Origin of the sequence: Streptomyces sp. NPDC050564 (assembly GCF_044457265.1) — a bacterium.
Lineage (GTDB): Bacteria > Actinomycetota > Actinomycetes > Streptomycetales > Streptomycetaceae > Streptomyces.
In genome coordinates this window covers 14,556-39,475 of the sequence record NZ_JBITGS010000014.1, presented here as the reverse complement: position 1 = coordinate 39,475, position 24,920 = coordinate 14,556, and the positions used below count along the sequence as shown (strand labels likewise).

The 24,920-nt window shown below is 71.2% G+C and carries 19 protein-coding genes, 2 tRNA genes and 1 riboswitch; of the genes, 11 read left to right on the top strand and 10 right to left on the bottom strand.

Translation table 11 applies throughout. The features are described from left to right. Positions 1 to 185: 185 nt before the first annotated feature. From ACIBK0_RS22645 to ACIBK0_RS22625, 5 genes are all read left to right on the top strand, one after another. On the top strand, positions 186 to 536 hold the full coding sequence (locus ACIBK0_RS22645) for a metallopeptidase family protein (RefSeq protein WP_369234815.1): 351 nt from the start codon (positions 186 to 188) through the stop codon (positions 534 to 536). A 104-nt stretch (positions 537 to 640) separates the two neighbouring features. Beyond that, positions 641 to 1,156, top strand: a complete 516-nt coding sequence (locus ACIBK0_RS22640; protein ID WP_399082709.1) for a hypothetical protein — start codon at positions 641 to 643, stop codon at positions 1,154 to 1,156. 347 nt (positions 1,157 to 1,503) lie between these two features. Next, entirely contained in the window at positions 1,504 to 3,690 is a 2,187-nt protein-coding gene (locus ACIBK0_RS22635) for a DEAD/DEAH box helicase (RefSeq protein ID WP_399082706.1), read from the top strand. 317 nt (positions 3,691 to 4,007) lie between these two features. Continuing rightward, the gene (locus tag ACIBK0_RS22630; RefSeq protein ID WP_399082702.1) at positions 4,008 to 5,543 is read left to right on the top strand and encodes an amino acid permease; all 1,536 of its coding nucleotides are present in this window, start codon (positions 4,008 to 4,010) and stop codon (positions 5,541 to 5,543) included. A 109-nt stretch (positions 5,544 to 5,652) separates the two neighbouring features. Next, positions 5,653 to 5,725, top strand: a tRNA-Lys gene (locus ACIBK0_RS22625). A 53-nt stretch (positions 5,726 to 5,778) separates the two neighbouring features. Here the strand turns inward: ACIBK0_RS22625 and ACIBK0_RS22620 are convergent. The 3 genes from ACIBK0_RS22620 to ACIBK0_RS22610 form a co-directional block, all read right to left on the bottom strand. Next, positions 5,779 to 6,333, bottom strand: coding sequence for a DUF6817 domain-containing protein (locus tag ACIBK0_RS22620; RefSeq protein WP_399082699.1), 555 nt, complete (start codon positions 6,331 to 6,333; stop codon positions 5,779 to 5,781). Between the two features lie 87 nt (positions 6,334 to 6,420). Next, positions 6,421 to 7,047: a GTP cyclohydrolase II gene (gene ribA / locus ACIBK0_RS22615; protein WP_399082696.1), complete on the bottom strand. Its 627-nt coding sequence runs from the start codon at positions 7,045 to 7,047 to the stop codon at positions 6,421 to 6,423. A 126-nt stretch (positions 7,048 to 7,173) separates the two neighbouring features. Continuing rightward, complete coding sequence (locus tag ACIBK0_RS22610) at positions 7,174 to 7,683, bottom strand: MarR family winged helix-turn-helix transcriptional regulator (RefSeq protein ID WP_399082693.1); 510 nt, start codon at positions 7,681 to 7,683, stop codon at positions 7,174 to 7,176. A 140-nt stretch (positions 7,684 to 7,823) separates the two neighbouring features. Between ACIBK0_RS22610 and ACIBK0_RS22605 the strand changes: the two genes are divergently transcribed. The 5 genes from ACIBK0_RS22605 to ACIBK0_RS22585 all read left to right on the top strand — a co-directional run bounded on the left by ACIBK0_RS22605 (position 7,824) and on the right by ACIBK0_RS22585 (position 13,076). Beyond that, positions 7,824 to 8,969: a dihydrofolate reductase family protein gene (locus tag ACIBK0_RS22605; RefSeq protein ID WP_399082690.1), complete on the top strand. Its 1,146-nt coding sequence runs from the start codon at positions 7,824 to 7,826 to the stop codon at positions 8,967 to 8,969. Between the two features lie 93 nt (positions 8,970 to 9,062). After that, positions 9,063 to 9,136 (top strand) — tRNA-Met (locus ACIBK0_RS22600). Between the two features lie 224 nt (positions 9,137 to 9,360). Next, positions 9,361 to 10,536: a PP2C family protein-serine/threonine phosphatase gene (locus ACIBK0_RS22595; protein ID WP_399083246.1), complete on the top strand. Its 1,176-nt coding sequence runs from the start codon at positions 9,361 to 9,363 to the stop codon at positions 10,534 to 10,536. Between the two features lie 233 nt (positions 10,537 to 10,769). Continuing rightward, positions 10,770 to 10,926: riboswitch (cyclic di-AMP (ydaO/yuaA leader) on the top strand. A gap of 11 nt (positions 10,927 to 10,937) precedes the next feature. Then, a complete protein-coding gene (locus tag ACIBK0_RS22590) occupies positions 10,938 to 11,975 on the top strand; it encodes a M23 family metallopeptidase (protein WP_399082687.1) in 1,038 nt (345 codons plus the stop codon). A 156-nt stretch (positions 11,976 to 12,131) separates the two neighbouring features. Beyond that, positions 12,132 to 13,076, top strand: a complete 945-nt coding sequence (locus ACIBK0_RS22585) for an aldo/keto reductase (RefSeq protein ID WP_399082684.1) — start codon at positions 12,132 to 12,134, stop codon at positions 13,074 to 13,076. 158 nt (positions 13,077 to 13,234) lie between these two features. Here the strand turns inward: ACIBK0_RS22585 and ACIBK0_RS22580 are convergent, their stop codons facing one another. From ACIBK0_RS22580 to ACIBK0_RS22565, 4 genes are all read right to left on the bottom strand, one after another. Beyond that, positions 13,235 to 14,560: a PrsW family intramembrane metalloprotease gene (locus ACIBK0_RS22580; RefSeq protein ID WP_399082681.1), complete on the bottom strand. Its 1,326-nt coding sequence runs from the start codon at positions 14,558 to 14,560 to the stop codon at positions 13,235 to 13,237. 106 nt (positions 14,561 to 14,666) lie between these two features. Continuing rightward, positions 14,667 to 15,467 (bottom strand): tRNA (guanosine(46)-N7)-methyltransferase TrmB, encoded by an 801-nt coding sequence (trmB, locus tag ACIBK0_RS22575; protein ID WP_399083242.1) that lies wholly within the window; start codon positions 15,465 to 15,467, stop codon positions 14,667 to 14,669. Between the two features lie 236 nt (positions 15,468 to 15,703). Beyond that, positions 15,704 to 16,912: an L-2-hydroxyglutarate oxidase gene (gene lhgO / locus ACIBK0_RS22570; protein ID WP_399082678.1), complete on the bottom strand. Its 1,209-nt coding sequence runs from the start codon at positions 16,910 to 16,912 to the stop codon at positions 15,704 to 15,706. Between the two features lie 200 nt (positions 16,913 to 17,112). Next, positions 17,113 to 18,534, bottom strand: a complete 1,422-nt coding sequence (locus tag ACIBK0_RS22565) for an MFS transporter (protein WP_399082675.1) — start codon at positions 18,532 to 18,534, stop codon at positions 17,113 to 17,115. Between the two features lie 781 nt (positions 18,535 to 19,315). Between ACIBK0_RS22565 and ACIBK0_RS22560 the strand changes: the two genes are divergently transcribed. Continuing rightward, positions 19,316 to 21,418, top strand: coding sequence for an asparagine synthase-related protein (locus ACIBK0_RS22560; RefSeq protein ID WP_399082672.1), 2,103 nt, complete (start codon positions 19,316 to 19,318; stop codon positions 21,416 to 21,418). Between the two features lie 673 nt (positions 21,419 to 22,091). Here the strand turns inward: ACIBK0_RS22560 and ACIBK0_RS22555 are convergent. The 3 genes from ACIBK0_RS22555 to ACIBK0_RS22545 are packed head-to-tail and all read right to left on the bottom strand — an operon-like array spanning position 22,092 to position 24,850. Next, the gene (locus ACIBK0_RS22555) at positions 22,092 to 22,910 is read right to left on the bottom strand and encodes an ABC transporter permease (RefSeq protein WP_399082669.1); all 819 of its coding nucleotides are present in this window, start codon (positions 22,908 to 22,910) and stop codon (positions 22,092 to 22,094) included. Further along, complete coding sequence (locus ACIBK0_RS22550) at positions 22,907 to 23,944, bottom strand: ATP-binding cassette domain-containing protein (protein WP_399082666.1); 1,038 nt, start codon at positions 23,942 to 23,944, stop codon at positions 22,907 to 22,909. The genes ACIBK0_RS22555 and ACIBK0_RS22550 overlap by 4 nt, the downstream gene beginning before the upstream one ends. 60 nt (positions 23,945 to 24,004) lie before the next feature. Next, entirely contained in the window at positions 24,005 to 24,850 is an 846-nt protein-coding gene (locus ACIBK0_RS22545; protein ID WP_399082664.1) for a DUF4097 family beta strand repeat-containing protein, read from the bottom strand. Positions 24,851 to 24,920: the final 70 nt, after the last annotated feature.

Sequence of the window (24,920 nt, the reverse complement as noted above, 5' to 3'; positions counted from 1 at the left end):
CCCGTACGCGGGGGCGGTGATTCTCGGCGTCGCCATGCGCCTCGTACGCGCTCGCCGTGACACCCCTACGGGCTCGCCGTGGCTCTCGTACGGCGTCCTCATGAGTCCCGTACGTGGTCGTCGTGATGCGCATACGGCGCTGTCGTCGACTCTCCTGCGGCGGCGTCGTGCCGGACAATGGCGGTGTGCTGGAGATGACGCGCGAGGAGTTCGAGGAACTGGTCGCCGAGGCCCTGGACCGGATTCCGCCGGAACTGACGCGGCTGATGGACAACGTGGCGGTGTTCGTCGAGGACGAACCGCCCGCCGAGGATCCCGAGCTGCTCGGGCTGTACGAGGGGACTCCGCTGACGGACCGTGGGGAGTGGTACGCGGGGGTTCTGCCCGACCGGATCACGATCTACCGGGGGCCGACTCTGCGGATGTGCGACACGCGCGAGGACGTGGTCGCGGAGACCGAAGTGACCGTGGTTCATGAGATCGCCCATCACTTCGGGATCGACGACGCGCGGTTGCACGCGCTCGGGTATGGCTGACGTTCGCCCGTTCCTCTTGGTTGGCGTGTCGGGGCGCGTGTCTTCTTGTGGGCGGCGGGAGTTGGGCAGGAGGACACCCGTTCCGCCCTCGGAGGTGGCTGCCCGTGCGCACCTTGTACGTACCCGTCCGTCTGGCCGCCACGATCATGGTCGTCGTCGCGGCCGCCGGCTGTATGAGCGTGGGTGACGACGGGAAGCAGCCCGGGCCCGCCCACTCGGCGGGGCAGCGGGCCGGGGAGGCGCCCGACGGCGGTTCCGCGGTGAGCGGGGGCGGTGCCGGGTTCCGTGGGGGGAAGCACGCGAAGGGGTCCGCCTCCCCGAAGCCCGGCGAGTCCACGTCCGGGGACGCTTCTGTGTCGGCGTCGGCCTCCGGGGGTGCGAAGCCGTCCGCCAAGGCCCCGGGCAAGGGCGGGAAGGGGCGGACAGAGGCGCCCGCACCGCCGCAGGGGGTGCCGAGTCCCACGCCTACCACCGCGGAGCCAACGCCTCCGCCTCCGCCGGCGTCGCCGCCGCCGGCTTCCGATCCGGCTACGGCTGAGCCGTCGTCCTCGGCGCACGAGCAGCAGGCGACGCAGCTCGTGCAGCGCGAGCCCGCTCCCGAGGCGGGTGCGCCGGTGTAGCGGGCTGCGCTGGGGTGAGCCGGGGCGGATGTGGCGGGGTTCACGGGCGCCGGGGCCGTGGATGTGGCCGGTACAACAGCGCCGCCGACGGGGGCGCGGTAGCGTTGTTGATGCGACCAGGTGACTCAAAAAGCACCCTGACCTGGTCGTATGGGCTCAGTTTGCCTTCATGAGGGAAGGGTGCGTATGGTAGTAGATCGTTTGATCCCATTTGCCCGGCGCCGCCGCAGAGAGCGCCGCGTGGCGCGTACTCTCCCTTGCCGTGGCCGGACCGCATAGAGGCGGTCGATTGCGACTTCACGGAGTTTGGGCGCGTGCCGAAGAACTCCGGAAGGTTCGCATTTCGCATGTCTGTTTCCAGTACTGATCACGTCGTCGTGCCCGAGAACAACAACGAGGGCAACGAAGCCGTCGAGATCGTCGACACCGTCGAGTCCGCTCCCGAGGTCACCTTCGCGGACCTCGGCCTGCCCGAGGGCGTCGTTCGCAAGCTCGCGCAGAACGGCGTGACCACCCCCTTCCCGATCCAGGCCGCGACCATCCCGGACGCCCTGGCCGGCAAGGACATCCTCGGCCGCGGCCGCACCGGCTCCGGCAAGACGCTCTCCTTCGGTCTGCCGACCCTGGCGCAGCTCGCCGGCGGCCACACCGAGAAGAAGAAGCCGCGCGCCGTCATCCTCACCCCGACCCGTGAGCTCGCCATGCAGGTCGCGGACGCGCTGCAGCCGTACGGCGACGTCCTCGGCCTGAAGATGAAGGTCGTCTGCGGCGGTACGTCGATGGGCAACCAGATCTACGCCCTGGAGCGCGGCGTCGACATCCTCGTCGCCACCCCGGGCCGGCTGCGCGACGTCATCAACCGCGGAGCCTGCTCCCTCGAGAACGTCCAGGTCGCCGTCCTCGACGAGGCCGACCAGATGTCCGACCTGGGCTTCCTGCCCGAGGTCACCGAGCTGTTCGACCAGATCCCGGCCGGCGGCCAGCGCATGCTGTTCTCGGCCACCATGGAGAACGAGATCTCCACGCTGGTCAAGCGCTACCTGAGCAACCCCGTCACGCACGAGGTCGACGCCGCCCAGGGCGCCGTCACGACCATGTCGCACCACATCCTCATCGTGAAGCCCAAGGACAAGGCGCCGGTCACCGCCGCGATCGCCTCCCGCAAGGGCCGCACGATCATCTTCGTCCGTACCCAGCTGGGCGCCGACCGTATCGCCGAGCAGCTGCGCGACGCCGGTGTGAAGGCCGACGCGCTGCACGGCGGCATGACCCAGGGCGCGCGGACCCGGACGCTGGCGGACTTCAAGGACGGCTACGTCAACGCGCTCGTCGCGACCGACGTCGCCGCCCGCGGTATCCACGTGGACGGAATCGACCTGGTCCTGAACGTGGACCCGGCCGGCGACCACAAGGACTACCTGCACCGCTCCGGGCGTACCGCTCGCGCGGGCCGCTCCGGCACCGTCGTCTCGCTGTCGCTGCCGCACCAGCGCCGGCAGATCTTCCGGTTGATGGAGGACGCGGGCGTCGACGCCGCGCGTCACATCATCAACTCCGGTACGGCCTTCGAGCCCGAGGTCGCCGAGATCACCGGCGCCCGCTCGATGACCGAGGTCCAGGCCCAGTCGGCGGGCGACGCCGCCCAGCAGGCCGAGCGCGAGGTCTCGCAGCTCACCAAGGAGCTGGAGCGCGCGCAGCGTCGTGCGGCCGAGCTGCGCGGGGAGGCCGACCGGCTGATCGCCCGTGCCGCGCGCGAGCGGGGCGAGGACCCGGAGGCCGCGCTCGCCGCCGCCGCCGAGGCCGTCGTCGAGCAGGCCGTGACTGAGGCTCCCGCCGAGGTGCCCGCCGTGTCCGAGCAGCCCGCCGAGCGTCCGGCGTACGAGCAGCCGCGTCAGCGCCGTGACGAGCGGGGCAACTACGAGCGCCGTGACGACCGTCGTGACGACCGTGGCGGCCGTTCCTTCGAGCGTCGTGACGACAACCGGGGCGGCTTCAACCGCGACCGTCGTGACAACGACCGTGGCGGCTTCCGCCGTGACGACCGTCGCGATGACCGTGGTGGCCGTTCCTTCGAGCGTCGTGACGACAACCGGGGTGGCTTCAACCGCGACCGTCGTGACGAGCGTGGTGGCCGTTCCTTCGAGCGTCGTGACGACAACCGCGGCGGCTTCAACCGTGACGACCGCGGTGGCTTCAACCGTGACGACCGTGGTGGCCGTTCCTTCGAGCGCCGCGACAACGACCGTGGCGGCTTCCGCCGTGACGAGCGTCGTGACAACGACCGTGGTGGGTTCCGCCGTGACAACGACCGTGGCGGGCGTTCCTTCGAGCGCCGCGACGAGCGTGGCGGCCACCGTGGCAGCGACCGTCCCTTCAACCGCGACCGCCAGGACAACCGCCCCTCCAGCGGTTTCCGCTCCGGCAGCCACGACCGCCCGTACGGCCGTCGTGACGACCACCGCGGCACCGGCACCGGCACCGGCACCGGTTCCTTCCGCCGCGACGAGAAGCCGCGCTGGAAGCGCAACGGCTGACGCCGAGTGACGTAGTGAAGTGGCCCCCACCCGGGTTCGGGTGGGGGCCACTTTTCTGTGAACCGCCGGCCGGATCAGCCCGCTTGTGTGGTCGGTGCCCGTGCCGCCGCGAAGCCGGCGTCGGGACGTCATCGGCGACGGGAAGAAAGCCCTGGTCGAGCGGGACACCGCGGGCAACCTCCAGCGCGACGACGGCAAGGGGAACGGGCCGTTCGGCTCACGGGTGGAGATCGCGAGCGGCCGGCAGAGCTGCGAGGGCCTTTTTTGGCCAATCGCCTGGCGCATGTCATGCCCTCGGCGAGGGAATCGCTGGGGGCATGACAGATGACGCCGTAGCGAGTGGGCTGTCGGACGAAGAACGGCTTGCCCAGCTCGGCTACACGCAGGTTCTCGCCCGCCGCATGTCGGCGTTCTCCAACTACGCGGTCTCCTTCACGATCATCTCGGTCCTGTCGGGCTGTCTGACGCTGTATCTGTTCGGCATGAACACCGGCGGCCCCGCCGTGATCACCTGGGGCTGGGTCGCGGTCGGACTGATGACGCTGTTCGTCGGGCTGTCCATGGCCGAGATCTGTTCGGCCTATCCCACCTCGGCCGGGTTGTACTTCTGGGCGCACCGGCTCGCCCCGTCCCGTACGGCCGCCGCCTGGGCCTGGTTCACGGGATGGTTCAACGTCCTCGGTCAGGTCGCGGTGACCGCGGGCATCGACTTCGGCGCCGCCTCGTTCCTCGGCGCCTATCTGAACCTCCAGTTCGACTTCGAGGTGACGCCGGGCCGCACGGTCCTCCTCTTTGCCGGGATCCTGGTCCTGCACGGCCTCCTGAACACCTTCGGCGTACGGATCGTCGCCGTGCTCAACAGCATCAGCGTGTGGTGGCACGTGGTGGGCGTCGCGGTCATCGTGGGCGCGCTCGCTTTCGTGCCGGACCACCACCAGTCGGCGTCCTTCGTGTTCACGAAGTTCGTCAACAACACGGGCTGGGGCAGCGGTGTGTACGTCGTCCTCATCGGCCTGCTGATGGCCCAGTACACCTTCACCGGGTACGACGCCTCGGCCCACATGACGGAGGAGACCCACGACGCGTCCACGGCCGGCCCGAAGGGCATCGTGCAGTCCATCTGGACATCGTGGATAGCCGGATTCGTCCTGCTCCTCGGCTTCACCTTCGCCATCCAGTCGTACGACAAGGAGCTGGGCTCGGCGACCGGCGCGCCCCCGGCGCAGATCCTGCTCGACGCGCTGGGTGCCACGGCGGGCAAGCTGTTGCTCCTGGTGGTGATCGGTGCGCAGCTCTTCTGCGGGATGGCGTCGGTCACCGCCAACAGCCGCATGATCTATGCCTTTTCGCGCGACGGCGCGCTGCCCTTCTCGCGTGTGTGGCACACCGTCAGCCCGCGCACGCGGACACCGGTGGCGGCGGTGTGGCTGGCGGCGCTGGCAGCGCTGGTGCTCGGCCTCCCGTACCTGATCAACTACGCGGCCTACGCGGCCGTGACCTCGATCGCGGTCATCGGGCTCTACGTCGCCTACGTCATCCCGACGCTGCTGCGGCTGCGCAAGGGCGAGGCCTTCGAACACGGGCCCTGGCACCTGGGCCGCTGGTCCCGGCTCGTGGGCGTCGTCGCGGTCGGCTGGGTGGGTGTGATCACCGTCCTGTTCATGCTGCCCCAGGTCTCGCCGGTCACCTGGGAGACCTTCAACTACGCGCCGATCGCCGTCCTGGTCGTCCTCGGCTTCGCGGCGACCTGGTGGCTGGCCTCGGCGCGCCACTGGTTCCTCAATCCCGACCACCAACGCACCATCGCCCGCGAGGAGGCCCGCAAGGGCGCGCCCGAACCGGTCGATCCATGACCTTGCACGCTTTTGGCGTGGCCGGGTCCCCGATACCCGATCGGAGTCCCGGCCACGTCCGGCTATGCTCGGGGTTGCATCGGCACGGGATCGATACGGGCCGGTGCGTGGACCCTTAGCTCAATTGGCAGAGCAGTGGACTTTTAATCCATTGGTTGTGGGTTCGAGTCCCACAGGGTCTACCGCGCACAGCGCCCCGCCCGGCTTCGGCCGGGCGGGGCGCTGTTGTCGTTGTTCAGGCGGTGAGCAGGGATTCCTCGCAGTCGCGCCAGGCGTGGTCGCTGAGGAGCGGGCGGAAGCCGGTGAAGAGGGTCAGCAGACCGGGGCCCCACTGGGTTCGCCAGTCCGGGTTCTCGTCCACGAGGTCGAGTTCGTTGGCGGCGGTGAGTTCGGCGAAGTCGCGGAGCTGTGGCGGGGCGGGGGCCCAGGTGCGGCCGGTGAAGCGGTCGCGGAAGGCGGGGGACGGGGACGCTAGGGTCGGATACGAGGCCGTCCGGTCGCAGCTCGCGTAGAAGTGGACCTGGGCCTCGGCCTCGGCGCCGATGACGGATCTGAGCTCGGCGCGGCGGTCGGCCGGGAGCAGGGCGGTGGCGAAGCCGTCGGTGCCGTAGAACGCGTGGCAGAGCCCGGCGAGTTGGAGCGCGGGCCGGGCCTCCCAGCGGGCCAGCCGGTCCCGCACCCGCACCAGGTGCGCCAGCAGTGTGCCCCCCGGATGGTCGATGTGCTCCGCACCGAGCTCGCGCAACAGGGCGATGGCCTCCGCCCCGGTCTGCGCCGCTGCCTCCTCCATGGGCCACTCCTCCTGACAGGACCTGTCGGCCCTCTCGGCAGATCCTCGGCAGGGACGACGGGACAGTCAATCGGTGGACCGGGAGCGTCAGCCCGCCGTGAGTTCCGGCAGCGGGAGGGTGTGCTGGGTCTGGAGGACCTTGGCGCGGAGGTAGCGGACGTTGTGGGCCGTGGTGAAGACGCCGGTCGGCACGCGGTGGGAGACCGTGATGCCGAGGTCGCGGAGCTGGTCGGCCTTGTCGGGGTTGTTGGAGAGCAGGTCCAGGGAGTCGATGCCGAGGGCCTGGAGCATCTGGGCGGCGGCCGTGTAGTCGCGGTCGTCCTCGGGCAGGCCCAGCGCGGCGTTGGCGGCGTAGGTGTCCAGGCCCTGGTCCTGGAGGGCGTACGCGTCGAGCTTGTTGTAGAGGCCGATGCCGCGGCCCTCCTGGCGCAGGTACAGCAGTACCCCGCCCCGCTCCGCGATCTGTTCCACCGCCTCGCGCAGCTGCGGGCCGCAGTCGCAGCGGGCCGAGCCGAAGACGTCACCGGTCAGGCACTCGGAGTGCAGTCGCACCAGCGGGTCGGCCCCGGGCGCGCCGAGGACGACGGCCAGGTGCTCCTTGTCGTCGGCGAGGCCGTGGAAGGTGACCAGCTCCGCGTCGACCGAGTAGCCGTCGCCGAAGCGCAGGGGGACCGTGACGCGGGTGCGCACGGTGGCGGTGGGGTAATCGCGCATGTTGTCTCTCCGGTCCGGTCCAGCGGGTTCGTGGACGGTGCTTCAGATTTGAAGCATGTTCCTGGAGGCAGACAGTACATGTGCTTTAAAGTTCAAGCAACGGACTTTACCCGCCCATCGCGTCCCTCACGATGGGGAGGAACGCCGCCGCCACGGCAGATCTTCCCCACCGACCCCGGAATTTTCGCCTTGGATCGCCCGCGCGATGCTCCCGCAGATCTCCTCCAACTGCCCCACCTGCTCGGGGGTCAGATGGTCGAAGACCGCCGACCGCACCGTCTCCACATGCCCCGGCGCCGCCCGTTCCAGGAGGGCCATGCCATCGTCCGTGAGGACCGCGACATGGCCTCGCTTGTCGGTGGGGCAGCCCTCGCGCCGTACCGCGCCGTCGCTCTCCAGTCGCGTCACCGCGTAGGTCAGCCGGCTGCGGGTGATCTTCAATATCTCGGCGAGCTCGGTCATCCGCAGCCGCCGGTCCGGCGCCTCGGACAGCATGGCCAGGACGGAGTAGTAGAGGTGGGGCATGCCCGCTTCCGCCTGGAGCCGGCGGTCGATCGCGTCCTCCAGGAGCGAGGAGGCGGAGACGTACGAGCGCCAGGCGCGCTGTTCGGCGGGGGAGAGCCAGCGGGTCGTCATGTCGCCAGTCTAGGTATTGTTTAAAAGTTGAACCACAGGCCTTGAGTCAACCGTACGAGTCATCCTGAGTCCGTGAACCGTACGAGCCATCGTGAGTCCGTGAACCGTACGGGCCACCGCGAGCCGGAGGGTGCGCCCCCATGCCCCACCCCTACGTCCTGTTGTCCGCCGCCGTCTCCCTCGACGGCTTCCTGGACGACACAGGCCCCGAGCGGCTGCTGCTCTCGGGCCCGGCCGACTTCGACCGGGTCGACGAGGTGCGGGCGTCCAGCGACGCGATCCTGGTCGGCGCGGGCACGATCCGCTCGGACAATCCCCGGCTCCTGGTCAACTCGGCCAGGCGCCGCGCGGCCCGGGTGGCCGCCGGCCGCCCCGAGTACCCGCTGAAGGTGACCGTCAGCGGGTCCGGCGACCTCGACCCGGCGGCCCAGTTCTGGCACACGGGTGGCGAGAAGATCGTCTACACGACGGACAAGGGCGCCGCGAGGGCGACCGACGCCCTGCGCGGACTCGACGACGGGCTCGGCGTCGACATCGTGTCGACCGGTCCCGAGCTCGATTGGCGTGTGCTCCTGGAACACCTTCATGACGTACGAGGTGTGCGGCGCCTCATGGTCGAAGGGGGCGGACGGGTCCACACCCAGCTGATGCGCGAGGAGCTCGCGGACGAACTGCAGCTCGCCGTCGCGCCGCTCTTCGTCGGGGAGCCGGACGCACCGCGGCTGTTCGGTCCCGGGGCGTATCCCCCCGGGCGGATGCGGCTGATGGAGACGCGGGCCGTCGGGGACGTCGTCCTCATCCGGTACGTCCCCACGGCGCCCGGCGTCGGGCGGCTCGCCGCCGCCGCGGACCGGCACTGGCTGACGCTCGCCTGCGAGCTTGCCGCGTTGTGCCCGCCCTCGGAGACCGCGTTCAGCGTGGGCGCGGTGGTGGTGGCCGCCGATGGGACCGAGCTGGCGCGCGGGTACTCCCGTGAGGGCGGCGACTCCGTGGTGCATGCCGAGGAGGCGGCGCTCGCCAAGATCGACCCCGCCGATCCGCGCCTCGGCTCGGCCACGGTCTACAGCAGTCTGGAGCCCTGCGCCCGGCGAGCCTCCCGGCCCGCCCCGTGTGCCCGGCTGATTCTCGACGCGGGGGTACGGCGGGTGGTCACCGCCTGGCGGGAGCCCGACACGTTCGTCGCCGGGGCCGACGGGAACGGACTCCTCGTGGCCGAGGGCGCCGACGTGGTCGTACTCCCGGAGTACGAGGAGCGGGCCAAGGAGCCCAACCGGCACCTTTTGTGAATCCTGCCGACACCTGCCGCTGGGGCCCGCACGGGGGCGCGTTTAAACGTGTGTGCTTCGGGTCCTACGGATGGCGTACACTGGTTTCAACGACGCGGGGTGGAGCAGCTCGGTAGCTCGCTGGGCTCATAACCCAGAGGTCGCAGGTTCAAATCCTGTCCCCGCTACTGAAGGCCAAGGGCCGGAACTCGGATTCACGAGTTCCGGCCCTTGGTGTGTGCCGGTCACCACGGCTCCGCACATCCCCCTCCTCTCCGCATCCCCCGGTCGGTCCACACGGGTCGCCCGCTGCCCCCGCTCCGGGAAACCTGGATGAGTGGGGCAGCAAACAGGCGAGCAGCGGGCCCAGGGCCCGTACGACCGGTCCGGTGGACGGCTGTCCGGCGACCCCATGCCCACCCCCGGCCTCGGGAGCACCCCGCGGCCCGGCCGCGGGGAACCCGGCCGGCACAGGATCTCGAAGGCGCGCGCCTTCGTCCGGGCGCTTCCCGCGCTGCTCATCGTCGTCGGGGCCTTCTACGACTACTTCATGCCGTCCGACTTCACCGCGGCCCCCCTCTTCACGGCCGCGCCGCTGGTGGCCGCGCCCCTCTACTCACTGCGCGGCACGGTGCTCACCGGCCTCGCGGCCATCACCGCGGTGTTCGCGATCCACATCAGGCTCGGCATCGTCCTGGACGTCGACTCCGTCACCGAAGTGGTGACGGTGGCGACGGCCGGCGTCCTGGCCGTCGTCATCAACATTCTCGTCCGCCGCAGCGACGCACGGCTCGCCACGGTCCGGGAGATCGCCGAGTCCGCCCAGCGCGCCGTGCTGCCGGAACCCGACGAGCGGATCGGCGGCCTCGAGATCGCGGCGCGCTACGAGGCCGCGCAGGCGGACGCGTTCATCGGCGGCGACCTGTACGCGGTGCAGGACTCCCCGCACGGCGTACGGCTGGTCGTGGGCGACGTGCGCGGCAAGGGCATGGGCGCGGTGGGCGCCGTCGCCGTCGTCATCGGGGCGTTCCGGGAGGCGGCCGAGCAGGAGGCGACGCTGGAGGCGGTCGCGCAGCGCCTGGAACGGGCGCTGGCGCGCGAGGGCACCCGGCGCGAGGGCCTCGACGCCTTCGAGGGGTTCACCACGGCCGTACTCGCGGAGATCCCGCACGGCGAGGACGTCGTACGGTTCGTCAACCGCGGCCATCCGCCGCCGCTGCTGCTGCATGCGGACGGCACGCTCGTCACACTCGACGCCGAGGATCCCGCGCTGCCGCTCGGCATGGGCGAGTTGGGCACCTGGCCCGACCGGGCGATGCAGGCCAAGTTCCCGCAGGGCGCGACGCTGCTCCTCCATACCGATGGCCTGTCCGAAGCCCGCGACCGGCGCGGGGGCTTCTACGATCCCGCCGCGCGCCTCGCGGGACGCGTCTTCCCCGGGCCGGACGCCCTGCTGGCCGCCCTCGCCGAGGAGGTCCGCCGGCACACGGGGGACGGCACGACGGACGACATGGCGTTGCTGGCCGTGCGGCGTTCTTGGGAGTCGCCTCCGCGGCTTCCCGACGAGTCGTCCGTACGGCGTTCTTGATCGTTGTCACGAGGGGTGATCGGACGGTGTCCCTCCGCATAACAACTGACGCACCGTCAACTGAATCGATGTTTATGGAGCGTGGTCAACTCGCCCGATTTAGGCCGGTGGTGACCCCAAAGTCCTGGCCAAAAGCGTTAACGATCAGTCCGAACAGCTTGGAATCCGGTACCCGGGTCTATTAACGTTCGATAACGCAGCGCGGTCGTCCCAGCCGTCACAAGAGGCGGCTCCGTGCGCACGCGCCGAATTCCGCAAGGGAACCGGGGAACCACCAACTTGGGGTGAATCGAGCGTCTTTCACGGTGGAGAAACCGTGGTGGACGCGCGTAGGAGACCTTCCTGCTCCGAACCCGTCAGCTAACCCGGTAGGCGAGAAGGAAGGAAAGGAGCACGCCCACGTGGCGTCCAACCGGCCTGCCCAGCAAACCTCGTTCGCGCCCGACGACACACAGCCCTTCGGCTACGCGTACGGCAACGACGAGGGTCCCTGGGAGGAGTGGAATCCCACTGAGGATTCCGTCCGTCCCGTCCGCGGCCGGCACCGCGTCAGCAAGCAGCGCGGCGGAGGACTCGCCCGCAGCTCCACGGTTCTCGGCGTAGGCGTCATCGCCGCCGTCGGCGCGGGCGGCATGGCCACCGCGGCGCCCGGCAAGTCGCCGGTGTCGATCTCGCTGCCCGACCTGTCGTCGGTCACCGAGTCCGCCAAGGCTCTGATATCCGACGGCGGCTCCAGCACGCCGAAGGGCTCCACCACCCCGCTCACCAGCGCCGGTCTGACCGGCGCCGACTCCGCGCAGGGCACCACCGACGCGGGCGAGGCACTGCGCGCCCGCATCATGCAGCAGGCCGAGTCGCAGCAGGACCAGGTCGACAGTGCGGCCAAGGACGCCGCCGAGACCGCCGCCGCGAAGCAGGCCGTCGCGCTCGCCGCCAAGCAGCAGGACGACGCCGAGGCCAAGGCCGCCGCCGCGAAGAAGCAGGCGGACGAGGCGGCCAAGAAGGCTGCCGAGGCCAAGCGTCTCGCCGAGCTCGCCAAGAGCTACTCGCTGCCCACCTCCTCGTACACGCTGACCGGCCGCTTCGGCGACGCCGGCTCCATGTGGTCCTCCGGTTACCACACCGGTCTCGACTTCGCCGCGCCCACCGGCACGCTGATCAAGGCGATCCACAGCGGCACCGTCACGGAGGCGGGCTGGGCCGGCGCCTACGGCTACCGCACGGTCCTCACCCTCGACGACGGTACGGAGCTGTGGTTCTGCCACCAGTCGTCGATCAGCGTCAACGTGGGCCAGAAGGTCGCCACGGGTGACGTGATCGGGCGCGTGGGCGCGACGGGCAACGTCACCGGGCCGCACCTGCACCTGGAGGTCCACCCCGACGGCGGCGACGCGATCGACCCGATGGCGTGGCTGCTCGGCAAGGGCCTCACCCCCTGACACGTACGTTCTCCTGATCCCCGGTGGTCCTGACGACAACCCCCCGACGTCAGGGCTGCCGGTCAGGCGTGTGCGCAGTCGTGCGGGGCGTGCGGGTAATCGGGCGGGTAATCGCGTGTGGAATACACCCATCCGGTACGGGTGTTGAAGTTGAGCATGACTTCTCTGCGCAAGCTTGGTTCCTCCGACCTCGAGGTCTTCCCGCTCTCCCTCGGCGGCAACGTGTTCGGCTGGACCGCCGACGAGGCCCAGTCCTTCGCCGTGCTCGACGCGTACGCGGCCGCCGGCGGCAACTTCCTCGACACGGCCGACTCGTACTCGGCGTGGATCGAGGGCAACAAGGGCGGCGAGTCCGAGACCATCATCGGCAAGTGGCTCAAGGCGCGCGGCAACCGTTCGGATGTCGTGGTCGCCACCAAAGTCAGCCAGCACCCCGAGTATCCGGGGCTGTCCGGCGCCAACATCAAGGCCGCGGCCGACGCGTCCCTGCGCCGCCTGGGCACCGACTGCATCGACCTCTACTACACGCACTTCGACAAGCCCGAGGTGCCGGTCGAGGAGATCATCGGCGCGCTCGACGAGCTGGTGAAGGCGGGCAAGGTGCGTCACATCGCCGCGTCCAACATCTCGCCCGAGCGGCTCCGGGAGTCCCTGGAGTTCTCCGACCGCGAGGGGCTCGCGCGGTACGTCGCCCTCCAGCCGCACTACAACCTCGTCTCGCGCGATACGTACGAGGGCGCGCTGCGCGACATCGCGTCCCGCTCCGGTCTGGCGGCCGTCCCGTACTTCGCCCTCGCCTCCGGATTCCTCACCGGCAAGTACCGGCCGGGAGCGACGGTGGACTCGGCGCGGGCGCAGGGCGCGGCCAAGCACCTCGAGACGGAGCGCGGGCTTCGCGTGCTCGCCGCCCTCGACGAGGTCGCCCAGGCCCATGACGCCGAGGTCGCCACGGTCGCCCTCGCATGGCTGGCCGCCCAGCCGACGGTCGCGGCGCCGATTGCTTCGGCGCGGACGCCCGAGCAGCTGCCGGCGCTGCTCGGGGTGGCGGACCTGGTCCTGACGGACGGGGAGCTGAGCAAGCTGACGGAGGCGTCGGCGTAAGCGGTTGTTTCTACGCCCCCTCCGCCCCTGCCCATTCCCGTACCAGCCTTTCGGCTGCGGGGAACTGCACGATCTTTTGAGCGGGGGTCTGGGGGCGGCAGCCCCCAGGGACGGGACGGGCAGGGGCGGGACGGGCAGGGGCGGAGGGGGCGAAAGAACTACGTGCGGTACGGGTTGTACGCGGGATATGGGGTGGCCGCGGCTCCGTAGGGGCTGTACGTGTACGCGTAGCCGTGCGCGGGCCATGGTGGGGGTACCGGGACCACCGGGGCCGTGGCCCGGGCCGCGTAGGACAGGGCCGGGCGGGCCACCTCCCGGCGGCGCCACAGCTCGTCGAGCAACTCCCGCTCCCGCACGACGAAGTCGGCACCCGCGCGCCCCCGGCGCCCCCGGTGCCGCAGAAACGCCAGCGAGGTCGCGTACGCCTCATACTCCGCGACCGAGCGAGCCGCGGCCTTCCCGAAGTGGTGTCCGGCCCACTCGCGGGCGAGCCGCCGCGCCCGCATCGAACCGAGCACATACGGCTCGGGCGCGGTCAGCCACCCGGCGACGGCGTACGCGGGCAGTTCCGTGCGCACGGTGCGCAGCTCACGCTGCCGCGTCCAGACGGCCAGCCAGGTCAGCAGGCCGAACACGGGCACCATGAACGCGGCGTACACCGCGAAGAACCCGTACTCCCCGAAGCTCGACGAGCTGTTCCAGGCGGAGTGCATGCCCATGGCGAGCAGCAGTCCGGTGAGGGGGAGCAGGACGCGGCGCAGATGCTGGCGTTCGGCGGACAGGGCCGCGATGCCGAAGCCGATGCCGGTCAGCACGGTGAACAGCGGGTGCGCGAAGGGCGACATCACCACGCGGACGAAGAAGGTCGCGGCGGTGACGGACGCGAGCCCGCTCTCGCCGCTGAGCTGGTCGGTGCCGAAGGCGGTGCCGAGGTAGAGGATGTTCTCGGTGAACGCGAAGCCGGTGGCGGTGACCCCGGCTATCACCACCCCGTCGACGATCCCGGTGAAGTCCCGTCTGCGGAAGAGGAAGACCAGCAGCACGGCCGCCGCCTTCGCGGACTCCTCGACGATGGGCGCTATGACGGTCGCGCCGAGGGTGTCGGCGCTGGAGGGATCGGCGGTCGCGGTCGCTATCCATCTGGTCGCGAAGCTGTTGGCGACGATCGCTATCAGCGCGGCCGCGCAGGCGCCCCAGGCGAAGGAGAAGAGCAGGTTCCGCCAGGGCCCGGGCTCGACCCGGTCCAGCCACCGGAAGGCGGCCATGAGGAGCGGCACGGGGAACACGGCGAGGCCGAGGCCGACCAGAAAGCCCTCGGTGCCGGTCTGTTCGCGGACGAGGGCCAGGATCACGAGCCCGCTGATCGCGAGCAACGCGATCAGCGCGCCGTACCGCACCCACTTCCGCTGCCACCAGTGTGCGTGCCGCAGCGCACCGCCGGCGGGACCGCTGGGGTGCGTCGGGTACGGGGGAAAGGTGGCCACGGCATCGACCCTAACGAGGGAGGGGCGCAGCCCGCGACGGTGCCTGGTGCCGCCCAGGGGGCTCCCGAGAGACGTCCGAGAGACTCCCGCGGGGCTTCAGCGGGCTTCAGCCGTCGACGGATTGCTGGTCCGGCTGCTGGTCCGGGTGGTCTACGAGGTGCTGTACGCGCCGGAACAGGAGGTCGTTCACCACATGACCCTTGTCCAGTCCCTGGCCCTCGAAACGGGTCAGCGGCCGGAAGTCCGGACGTGGCGCGTAACCGCCGTCGGGCTGGGTGTTCTCGAAGTCCGGGTGTGCGCTCAGCACTTCGAGCATCTGTTCGGCGTACGGCTCCCAGTCGGTCGCGCAGTGCACCAGGGCGCCCGGCTTGAGGCGGGTCGCGACGAGGCTGAGGAACTCCGGCTGGATCAGCCGCCGCTTGTGGTGCCGCTTCTTGGGCCACGGGTCCGGGAAGTACACGCGCAGGCCGCTCAGGGACTCCGGCTGGAGCATCTCCCTGAGCAGGATGATCGCGTCGCCGTTGCCGACCCGGATGTTGGACAGACCGTTCCGGTCCGCGAGATTGAGCAGATTGCCCTGTCCCGGGGTGTGCACATCCACGGCGAGGATTCCGGTCTCCGGGTCCTCGGCCGCCATGTGCGCGGTGGCCTCGCCCATCCCGAACCCGATCTCGAGCACGACGGGCAGGTCGCCCCCGAACAGCTCCGCCAGGTCGATCGTCCGCTGCCCGTCGATGTCCAGCCCCCACTTGGGCCACAGCCGCTGCAGCGCGTCCGCCTGCCCGGCGGTCACGCGACTGCGCCGCGGCTGAAAACTCCGGATTCGACGCTCGAAGTGCGACCCGGCGGGGTCGGCCTTCGGTCCGTCGGGGAACCGGGGCTCCCCCTTGGCGCGGGCATGACCCAGCGAGCCGCCGGTGGGTGGGACGGGACGCGGCTCTTCGGGCGAGGTGAAGGAGGACTCAGACACAGTGGGGTCGATTTTACGGCGGTTGGTCGCGACGGGGGGCTGCGCCCCGGAAGGGGGGCGCGGGGAACTGCGCGACAAGCCCCCACCGTCCGCAGCCAAGGGACAACCGGTGGGGGCTGGGGGCGTAGCCCCCAGGTGCGGGACGGGTAGGGGCGGAGGGGGCGAAAAAACTCTCACGCCCCCGCCAGCGCACCCAGCGCCCTCCGGGCAACCTCTCTGCCGATCGGCAGAGAGGCCGTCGCGGCAGGCGACGGCGCGTTCAGCACGTGCACGGTCCGGGGACCCTCCCGGATCAGGAAGTCGTCCACCAGCGTCCCGTCGCGCAGGACGGCCTGCGCACGGACCCCCGCCGCCGCGGGGACCAGATCGTCCGGCGTCACCGCGGGCAACAGCCGGCGCACGGCGTCCGTGAACGCCGGCTTCGACAGCGACCGCCGCAGCTCCCCCGCCCCGTACCGCCAGTGCCGTCGAGCGATCCGCCAGGCCCCTGGCCACGCCAGGGTCGCCCCCAGCTCACGAGGGCGTACGACACCCCAGCCGTACCCCTCCCGGGCGAGCGCGGGCACCGCGTTCGGCCCGATGTGGACATCTCCGTCGATCCCCCGGGTGAGGTGAACCCCGAGGAAGGGGAAAGCGGGGTCCGGCACGGGATAGACCAGCCCGTGCACCAGCTCGGGCCGCGCCAGCGAGTAGTACTCGCCCCGGAAGGGGACGATCCGCATTCCCGGGTCGTCCCCCACGAGCCGCGCGACCTCGTCGCAGTGCAGCCCCGCGCAATTGACCAGCACGCGCCCGCGGACCACCGACCCGTCGGTGGTGAGCACGGCGGCGCCGCGCCCGGGCCGCCGGTCGACGCGGACGACATCCGCCCCGTACCGGATGTCGGCACCGGAGGACTCCGCGAGCTGCCGGGCCACCGCGACGAAGTCGCAGATCCCGGTCGTGCCGACATGGATGGCGGCCAGCCCGCGCACTTGTGGCTCGTACTCCGCCATCTGGGCGGGGCCCAGCTCTCGCACCGGGATGCCGTTCTCCCGGCCGCGCTGGACCAGTCCGTGCAGCCGGGGCAGCTCCGCCTTGTCGGTGGCGACGATCAGCTTGCCGGTGACGGCGTGCGCGATGCCGTACTCCGCGCAGAACTTGACCATCTCGGCGGCGCCCCGCACCGCGTACCGCGCCTTGAGGGAGCCCGGGCGGTAGTAGATCCCGCTGTGGATCACCCCGCTGTTGCGCCCCGTCTGGTGCCGGGCGGGCCCCTGCTCCTTCTCCAGCACCGTCACCCGCGTGCCCGGTGCCGCGCGCGTGATCGCATACGCCGTCGACAGGCCGACGATTCCGCCGCCGATCACCAGCACATCGCAGTCGTACCCGAGCTCCCGCACCTGCACCACCTCCCGACTTCGATAGTGCACTGCGCCACTGACAACGCGCTCAAACCCGGGGGAGGCCCCTGCACCCCGAAGGGGCGCGGGGCCGTCACATCATGCGGCTGCGCCGCGCGGGCGCGAGCAGCACACACAACCTGCGGCCCCGAGACCGCAGCGCCAGGCAGACGCGTCGGATCCTGCCCCGAACGGAGCACCTACGCGGGAGCCATCAACAGCGGCCGTGCGCGCTCCCGCAGTTCGACCACGCGCGGTTCGTCGCCGTACGGCTCCAGCCGGTGCAGGAGATCCTTCACGTACTCGGTGGTGCGGGCGGAGGAGATGCGTCCGGCGACCTCCACCGCCCGTACGCCCTGCTCGCACGCCGCGTCGAGGTTGCCCGACTCCAGCTCGGCGACCGCCGACACCACCAGGCGCAGCCCGTGCGAGCGTACGAACTCCTCCGTCGGCTTCGACAGCGCCTGCTCGGTGAAGCGGCGCACCTGGCGCGGTGCCTTCAGGTCGCGGTAGCACTCGGCCGCGTCGGCGGCGAAGCGGTCGTACGAGTAGAAACCGAGCCAGGACGGGTCGTGGTCGCCGTCGCGGGCCCGCTCCAGCCAGCCCTCGGCGGCCCGCAGGGCGGTGCCGGCCGCCTGGGCGTCACCGGCGCGCGCGTGCGCGCGTGCCTCGACCAGGCGGAAGAAGCTCATGGTGCGGGCTGTCGCCAGTCCCCGGTTGCGCTCCAGGGCGGCCTGGGCGAGGTCGACGCCCTCGTCGCCGAAGCCGCGGTAGGTCGCCTGGAGGGACATGGAGGCGAGTACGTAGCCCCCCAGAGGCACGTCGGCGGCCGCCCGGGCCAGGCGCAGCGCCTGGATGTAGTAGCGCTGGGCCGCCTCCTGCTGGCCGGTGTCGAAGGCCATCCACCCGGCGAGGCGGGTGAGCTCGGCGCTGGCTCCGAAGAGGGCTCTGCCCACCTCGTCCGAGTAGGAGCCGAGCAGCAGCGGTGCCGCCTCCACCCTTAAGCACTCGGGCACCATGGACGAACGCCAGTCGCCGCCCCCGTACTTGGAGTCCCAGCGCCTGGCGTCCTCGGCTGCCTCGCGGAGCTTCTGCACGTCGCTGTGGCCGACTTTCAGCGGTGCTCCGGAGCCCTCACCGGGGCTCACCTCGCGCGCCACCGAGCTGTCGGCCGGGGTTATCAGCCACCGTGACGCGGGAGTTGCGTATGCGCTTACTGCGAACGAGCCCGCCAGCGACTGCCAGATGCCGCCGCCGGTCCGGCGCCCGGCGAGGTCGAGGCGGTACAGCTCGGTCGCCGACCGCACCGCCTGTCCGACGTCACGGGGGAAGGCGAGGCCCACTTCGGGTGCGGGATCCGCGTCGGCCAGGCCGATCTCGTGGAGCGGCACCGGGCGGCCGAGCTTCTGGCCGATCGCGGCCGCGATGAGGTGCGGCGCCGCACCTTGGGGCACCATTCCCTTCGACACCCAGCGCGCCACCGACGTCTTGTCGTAGCGAAGAGTCAACCCGCGTTGAGCGCCAAGGTCGTTGACGCGTCGCGCGAGTCCTGCGTTGCTGATTCCCGCGAGGGCGAGAACGGCGCCGAGTTTTTCGTTCGGCCCGCGTTGCTCCCTGGACATGCGCCACCCCTCGACACAGACGGCTGCCGCGCTGGCATAACCACGCGGCATTCGTAAACCCAGCGTAGTTCGCCCCATCCCAAGCGTTAAGGGGCGTACTTCCGGATGGCGGGATTGTGGTCCGTACGACAGTACGGACGGTTGCGGCGTGCTCCCGCTGTGTGGCCGTGCGCCCGTCCGTGCGCTCTTCTCCGGCCATCGGGGGAGCGCTTCCATGGATCGTGCGTGGGTCGGCCCGCTGTACTGGATCCAGTGGGCTGGGGGACACCGCCGCCTACATCCCCGCGGGCGGCGGACCGGTCCGGGAGGCGAACTCCGCCTCCCGGACTGTGCGTTGCGGAGCGGTGCGCAAGGCCTGTACGGAGCGTGTGCGCGCCTGTGCATCCGCAGCCGATTTGGCCGAAAATCGACGGTGGCCATCGAGGGCGATTAGGGCTCCTACCACGTCAGTTGAGGGCGCGCAGGGGGTTTTGGGGGAGCGTACCGGGGGCGCATTCGCGTCGGCCCTGGGCTGGTCGAGTGCCGGTCGAGGAAGCGCTCGGCACCGCTCCGAAGGTCGGCGGGCGGGGCGCTCGACACCACTTCGGGAGTCGGCTCTCCGTCGGTGGCGGGTGGGGAGACGGCGGGCACGCGTCGGCTTCGGATCGGCACGGGCGCCCACTTGGGGGCGCACTTCAGGGAGTGCAAGCCGCCGCAGGGGCCCTCTCACGCGCTTCCTTCGTGGCAGCATGGTGCCCAGTTCGTACGGTGCACTGGTTGTCCACAGCCTGTGGAGGCGGCGATGCGATGGTTGGTGGGGTGGAGCAGTACCGCCGCCAGAGCGCCTGAGATCGGCTCGGCGGGCGCCACCGGCAGCGACGGTGAGACCGTTCACCCGGTGGGTTCCCAACTCCTGTGGGGCGACCCCGATCCGCTCTGGGCCGTCGGCGACTGGCGTCCCGACGAGGTGCGCGTGGTGAAGGCCGACGCGCAGAACCGGATCGCCGTACTCGGCACCTGCGGAGCCTCCGACGAAGAGCTGCGGGTCGGGCTGTTCGCCGCGCGCGGAGGGGCACTTCGGCATCTGACCAACTGGTCCGGCAGCTACACGGCGGTCGTCCAGGTGGGCCGGAGGGTGACCGTCTGCGGTGATCTCGCGGGCGCACGACCCGTGTTCTACACCCCCTGGGCGGGTGGTACGGCCTACGCGACCGCCGCGCTGCCCCTCGCCGACCTCATCGAGGCGAACCTCGACTTCGGGCATCTCGCGGCGCTGCTCGCCGCCCCCGACGTACCGGCCGCGGTGCACGACTCGACCCCTTACGACGGTGTGCGGCGCATCCCGCCGGGGCACGCGCTGATCCTGCGTGCCGGGGCGCGCGAGATCGCCGGGTACGAACCGGTCGCCTCGCTCGCGGTCGCGGCGCCCTCGGCCGACCCGACGAGCGCCGTGGACGCCGTGCGTGACGCCCTCGTGGAGGCCGTACGCGCGCGTCTCGCCGCCCCGCGCCATGTGCCAGGCACGGATGTGGACCCCGGGCCCGTGCCCGGAATGGGGCCCGCCGAGCGGCGCGCCGCGCGCGGGATGCCGGTGCCGGGGATCGGCGCCGACCTCTCGGGCGGGCCCGCCTCCGGGACATTGGCGCTGCTCGCGGCCGGGCTTCCGGGGGCGCCCGGGACCGTCCTCGGGCACGGCACGGGCGCCGGTGAGCGTCTTCTCGCGGTCACCTTCAACGACCTCGCCGTCAGCGGGCGGGAGGCCGAGCTGGAGCGGGCCGGGACGCTGGCCGCGAATCCCCGGCTGCACCACGTGGTCGTCACCGGGGGCGAAGAGGTGCTGCCTTACGCCGACTTGGAGGGCCCGCTGACGGACGAGCCGGGCCCCTCGCTGGTCACGGCCGCCCGGCATCGCGTGCGGCTCTCCTCGGGGAGCGCGGACCACTTCACGGGGTACGGCGCCCGGCAGGTCCTGGACGCCCACCCGGCGCGGCTCGCCGACCTGTTGATGGACCGCAAGCGGCGACATCTGGTGAAGCCCGTCGCTGCGCTGGCCAAGGCCGACGGGTCGGTGCTGGTCCCCGCGCGCGTGTACGGCGCCGCGCGGAAGCTGGCCCGTACGCCGTACCGCACCGGTGTCGACGAGCTCGCCGACCGGCTGCTGCACCGGCGGTTCGAGGAGCCGGGGGGTGCTGTGGGGGCGTCGCTCGCCGCGCTCACCTGGGCCAGACCCGGGCCCGCGGCGCGATGGCTGACCGGGGAGGCGCTGGCTGAAGTATCGGTTCGCCTGCAGGGCGCGACGGGGCGGCCCGGGGTCGGTCCCGGGCAGCGGCCGGGTGACTTCCGCGCGCGTGCGGCGCTTGCGCGTCACGCGGCGGATCTGCGGGTCCTGGAGCAGGCCGCCGAGATCCGCTTCCAGCGGCTGCACGCGCCGTTCCTCGACAACCAGGTGGTACGTGCGTGCCGTGACCTGCCGGAGGCGCTGCGGGTGCAGCCCGGGGCGCGGTCGGCGATTCTGCGGACGGTGCTGGAGGGGGCGGGGGTGGCTGATCTCCCCGCTGGGTGGGGCGCGCCTTCCCACGCGTCCTCGGCTGCGGCCGCGCGTACGGGGTTGCGGGTGGCCGCGGATCCCTTGATCGCGTTGTTCGACACGCCGTTGCTCGCCCAGGCGGGCCTGGTCGAGGCCCGCGTGGTCCGCAAGGCGTTGCGCGGGGCCGCGGAGGGCGAGCCGCTGCCCCTGGACGGGCTGGCCGACCTGATCTCCCTGGAGCTGTGGCTTCGGCGGCTGCTGGCCCGGCGGGGGACCTGCTGGACGGGAACCCCTGCCCGACAGCGGGCCGTGCCTGCGGGGATCGTGCCGCAGGGGCGGGCGTTGGGGGCGGGGGCCGGGGCGGTTCGGCGGGGGTAGCTGGGGGTGGGGCGCCGCGTGCGCCGTTTCGTCGGTGGGTGGTGCGGGCGGGGTGGCGCGGTGGGTGGCTCTGTCTCCGCTGGTGGGTGGGGCGGGTTTGTGCCGGTGGGTGGCTCTGTCTCCGCTGGTGGGTGGGGCGGGTTTGTGCCGGTGGGTGGCTCTGTCTCCGCTGGTGGGTAGGTCGGGTTGGCGCCGGTGGGTGGTTCCGCCTCCGGCCGGTGGGTGGGGCGGGGCCGTGCCGGTACATCCGCCCCGTCGCCGGTGGCAGATCGGTTGGCTTTCAGGGCTCGGCCTGTTGGCAACCACGTGAGCGACGGGGCATGTGATGTACCGGCACGGCCCCTTCCGTGCGTCGGCGACTGCGGGTGCAATGCACTGGCCCTGCCTGCACCGTTCACCGCGGCTGAGGCCTCACCTGTCGACGGGCCCCATCTGCCCACCTTGCGGGTGCTTTTCAGCGTGGCCGGTACCTCAACCTGTCCGGCGGGAGGGCGAGGCGACGAGCCCCGTCCACGCACCTGGCCACGCCTCTCCCTCCCGGCCGACGATGTCGGCGGCGCTGGCCCGGCAGGCGGCGGAGAACGCCGACGGGGCGGCGTACGCCGACGCGGTGTCGGAGTACGCCGCCCTGGAGTGGGACGAGCTGTCGGCGCGGCCCGTGAGTTGCGGGCCCTTACTTCGGGTCGCGGTTGAACAGCGACTTGGACCAGACGTAGCCGAGCACGGCCAGCCCCACACACCAGACCACGGCCAGCCATCCGTTGTGGCCGATCTCGGTGCCGAGCAGCAGCCCGCGCAGGGTCTCGATGGCGGGCGTGAAGGGCTGGTACTCGGCGATCGGCTGGAACCAGCCCGGCATCGCGTCGACCGGCACGAAGGCGCTGGAGAGGAGCGGCAGGACCATCAGCGGCAGGGCGTTGTTGCTGGCCGCCTCGGCGTTCGGGCTGGACAGGCCCATACCGACCGCGATCCAGGTGAGCGCCAGGGAGACGAGCGCCAGCAGCCCGACCGCCAGGATCCACTCCAGGACGGTGGCGTCGGTGGAGCGGAAGCCGATGGCCACGGCGACGGCCCCGACGAGGACCACGCTCATCACGCACTGCAGCACGCTGCCGACGACGTGCCCGATGAGCACCGCCCCGCGGTGGATCGCCAGCGTACGGAAGCGGGCGATGATGCCCTCGGTCATATCCGTGGCCACGGACACCGCACTGCCGATCGTGGTGCCGCCGATGGTCAGCATCAGGATGCCCGGGACGAGATAGGCGAGGTACTCGGACCGGCCGGCACCGCCGTCCCCGATGCCGGCGCTCATCACATCGCCGAAGATGTAGACGAAGAGCAGCAGCAGCATGATCGGGGTGAGCAGCAGGTTGAGGGTGAGGGAGGGGTAGCGCCGGGCGTGCAGCAGGTTGCGGCGCAGCATCGTGGACGAGTCGCGCACGGCGAGGGAGATCCGGGTCGGGCGGGCGGGAGCCAGGGGGGTGCTCATCGGTCAGCCTCCTTGGGCTGGTTCGGCTGGTTGGTGCTGCCGGTCAGGGCGAAGAAGACGTCGTCGAGGTCGGGGGTGTGCACGGTCAGCTCGTCGGCCTCGATGCCGATCGAGTCCAGCCAGTCGAGGATGGAGCGCAGCTCGCGCTGGCTGCCGTCGCTGGGGATCTGCAGGGCGAGGGATTCGTCGATGGGGGTCCCCCCGCTCGAGCGAAGCCGAGAGTGGGGGAGGGTGACCTCGCGCAGCGCGGAGGCGGCGCTCTGGTAGGCGGCCGGGTCGGTGAAGCGGAGCCGGACGTGTCCGCCGGGGATGAGCCGCTTGAGCTCGTCGGGGGTGCCCTGGGCGGCGATCTTGCCGTCGTGGAGCACGGCGATGCGGTCGGCGAGCTCGTCGGCCTCCTCCAGGTACTGGGTGGTGAGGAAGACGGTGACGCCGCCCGTGACGAGTTCGCGGATGATCTGCCACATGTTGTGGCGGGCGCGCGGGTCGAGGCCGGTGGTCGGTTCGTCGAGGAAGATGATCCGCGGGTTGCCGACCAGGGTCATGGCGATGTCGAGGCGGCGCTTCATGCCGCCGGAGTAGGTGGAGGCGGGCTTCTTCGCGGCCTCGGTGAGATCGAACCGCTCCAGCAGCTCGGCGGCGACCTGCCGTCCCTCGCGCTTGGACAGGTGGTGCAGGTCCGCCATGAGGAGCATGTTCTCCTCACCGGTGATCAACCCGTCGACGGCGGAGAACTGACCGGTGACGCCGATCGCGGCACGCACCCCGTCCGGTGACGTGGCGACGTCGTGGCCCGCGACCTGGGCCTGCCCGCCGTCGGCGGCGATGAGCGTGGAAAGGATCTTCACGGCGGTGGTCTTGCCCGCGCCGTTCGGCCCGAGCAGTGCGAACACGGACCCGGCCGGGATGCGCAGGTCGATGCCGTCGAGGACGGTTTTGTCGCCGTACGACTTGCGCAGGCCGATGGTGGAGACGGCGGTGGACGACTGCGGACCGTCGCCTCGCCTGGGCGTGGGCATGACAGATGAAGGCATGGGGCCCTCCGTTCGAAGGCTGAAGTGGGCGGGGGAGGGGGCTGGTTGAGGATGTGGCGCTCAGGCCTTGGCGCGGCGGATGTCGATGTTTCCGTGCCGGGTGCGGGCGCGGACCCTGACGGTGTCCTCGGTCTTCTCGGGGGTCTCGGACGCGGTGAGCGTGTTGCGCACCTGTCCGGAGCCCGAGTTGACGTCGAGCCAGGCGGCCGTGCCTTCGCGGATGCCGACATCGATGGCGCCGTGGTTGGTCTCCAACTGGACGGTGCCGCGGGCGACTTCGTCCACGCGCAGGGTGCCGTGGGCGGTGGTGGCGGTGACCGAGTCCTCGGCGCGCCGGATCTGGATGTCGCCGTTGGCGCCGCTCACCCGCAGCTCGCCGGTCGCGGCGCCGACGGTCGTGGTGCCGTGCGAGTTCTTCAGAACGGCGGGGCCGTCGACGAGGCCGACGCGCAGGCTGCCGGAGCTGGTGGTGATCTCGGCCATGCCCTCGACCCGGTCCACGGTGATCGAGCCGTGGGAGGCGGTCAGCTGCAGTGGGCCGGTGGTGTCGAGGCGGACGTCGCCGGACGAGGTCTTCACACGGACCTCGCCGAGCCGGCCCTCGCCGAGCACCTGAGCCCAGGCGCCGGTCATGTCGACGCGCGAGCCCGTGGGCAGTTCGATCGTCACGTCGACGGTGCCGGTGCGGCCGACGAGATAACGCGGCTTGGGCGTCCTGACGGTCAGGACACCGCTCGCGTAGGTGACCTCGGTCTGGTCGGCCGACCGCACGTCCTGGTCCTTCTTCGGGTCGCGGGGCCGCACCTCGACGACGGTGTCGAGACGGTCGCTCGCGGTGAACTGGATGGAACCGGCCTCCACGTGCGCCGTGGCCGAGATCGCTTCGGGAGTGTCGAAAGAAGGCATGGCTGTCCCGTCCTCTTGAGTCTTTGGGTCGTCCCCGCTGGTGGGACGTGGTGTGGGTGAAGTGGGGCGG

Bases quoted from the DNA above. Each gene is read 5' to 3' on its own strand.
- ACIBK0_RS22635 (WP_399082706.1), top strand. From the start codon at position 1,504: ATGTCTGTTTCCAGTACTGATCACGTCGTCGTGCCCGAGAACAACAAC.
- ACIBK0_RS22630 (WP_399082702.1), top strand. From the start codon at position 4,008: ATGACAGATGACGCCGTAGCGAGTGGGCTGTCGGACGAAGAACGGCTT.
- ACIBK0_RS22620 (WP_399082699.1), bottom strand. From the start codon at position 6,333: ATGGAGGAGGCAGCGGCGCAGACCGGGGCGGAGGCCATCGCCCTGTTG.
- ribA (WP_399082696.1), bottom strand. From the start codon at position 7,047: ATGCGCGATTACCCCACCGCCACCGTGCGCACCCGCGTCACGGTCCCC.
- ACIBK0_RS22610 (WP_399082693.1), bottom strand. From the start codon at position 7,683: ATGACGACCCGCTGGCTCTCCCCCGCCGAACAGCGCGCCTGGCGCTCG.
- ACIBK0_RS22605 (WP_399082690.1), top strand. From the start codon at position 7,824: ATGCCCCACCCCTACGTCCTGTTGTCCGCCGCCGTCTCCCTCGACGGC.
- ACIBK0_RS22595 (WP_399083246.1), top strand. From the start codon at position 9,361: ATGCCCACCCCCGGCCTCGGGAGCACCCCGCGGCCCGGCCGCGGGGAA.
- ACIBK0_RS22585 (WP_399082684.1), top strand. From the start codon at position 12,132: ATGACTTCTCTGCGCAAGCTTGGTTCCTCCGACCTCGAGGTCTTCCCG.
- ACIBK0_RS22565 (WP_399082675.1), bottom strand. From the start codon at position 18,534: ATGTCCAGGGAGCAACGCGGGCCGAACGAAAAACTCGGCGCCGTTCTC.
- ACIBK0_RS22560 (WP_399082672.1), top strand. From the start codon at position 19,316: ATGCGATGGTTGGTGGGGTGGAGCAGTACCGCCGCCAGAGCGCCTGAG.
- ACIBK0_RS22555 (WP_399082669.1), bottom strand. From the start codon at position 22,910: ATGAGCACCCCCCTGGCTCCCGCCCGCCCGACCCGGATCTCCCTCGCC.
- ACIBK0_RS22550 (WP_399082666.1), bottom strand. From the start codon at position 23,944: ATGCCTTCATCTGTCATGCCCACGCCCAGGCGAGGCGACGGTCCGCAG.
- ACIBK0_RS22545 (WP_399082664.1), bottom strand. From the start codon at position 24,850: ATGCCTTCTTTCGACACTCCCGAAGCGATCTCGGCCACGGCGCACGTG.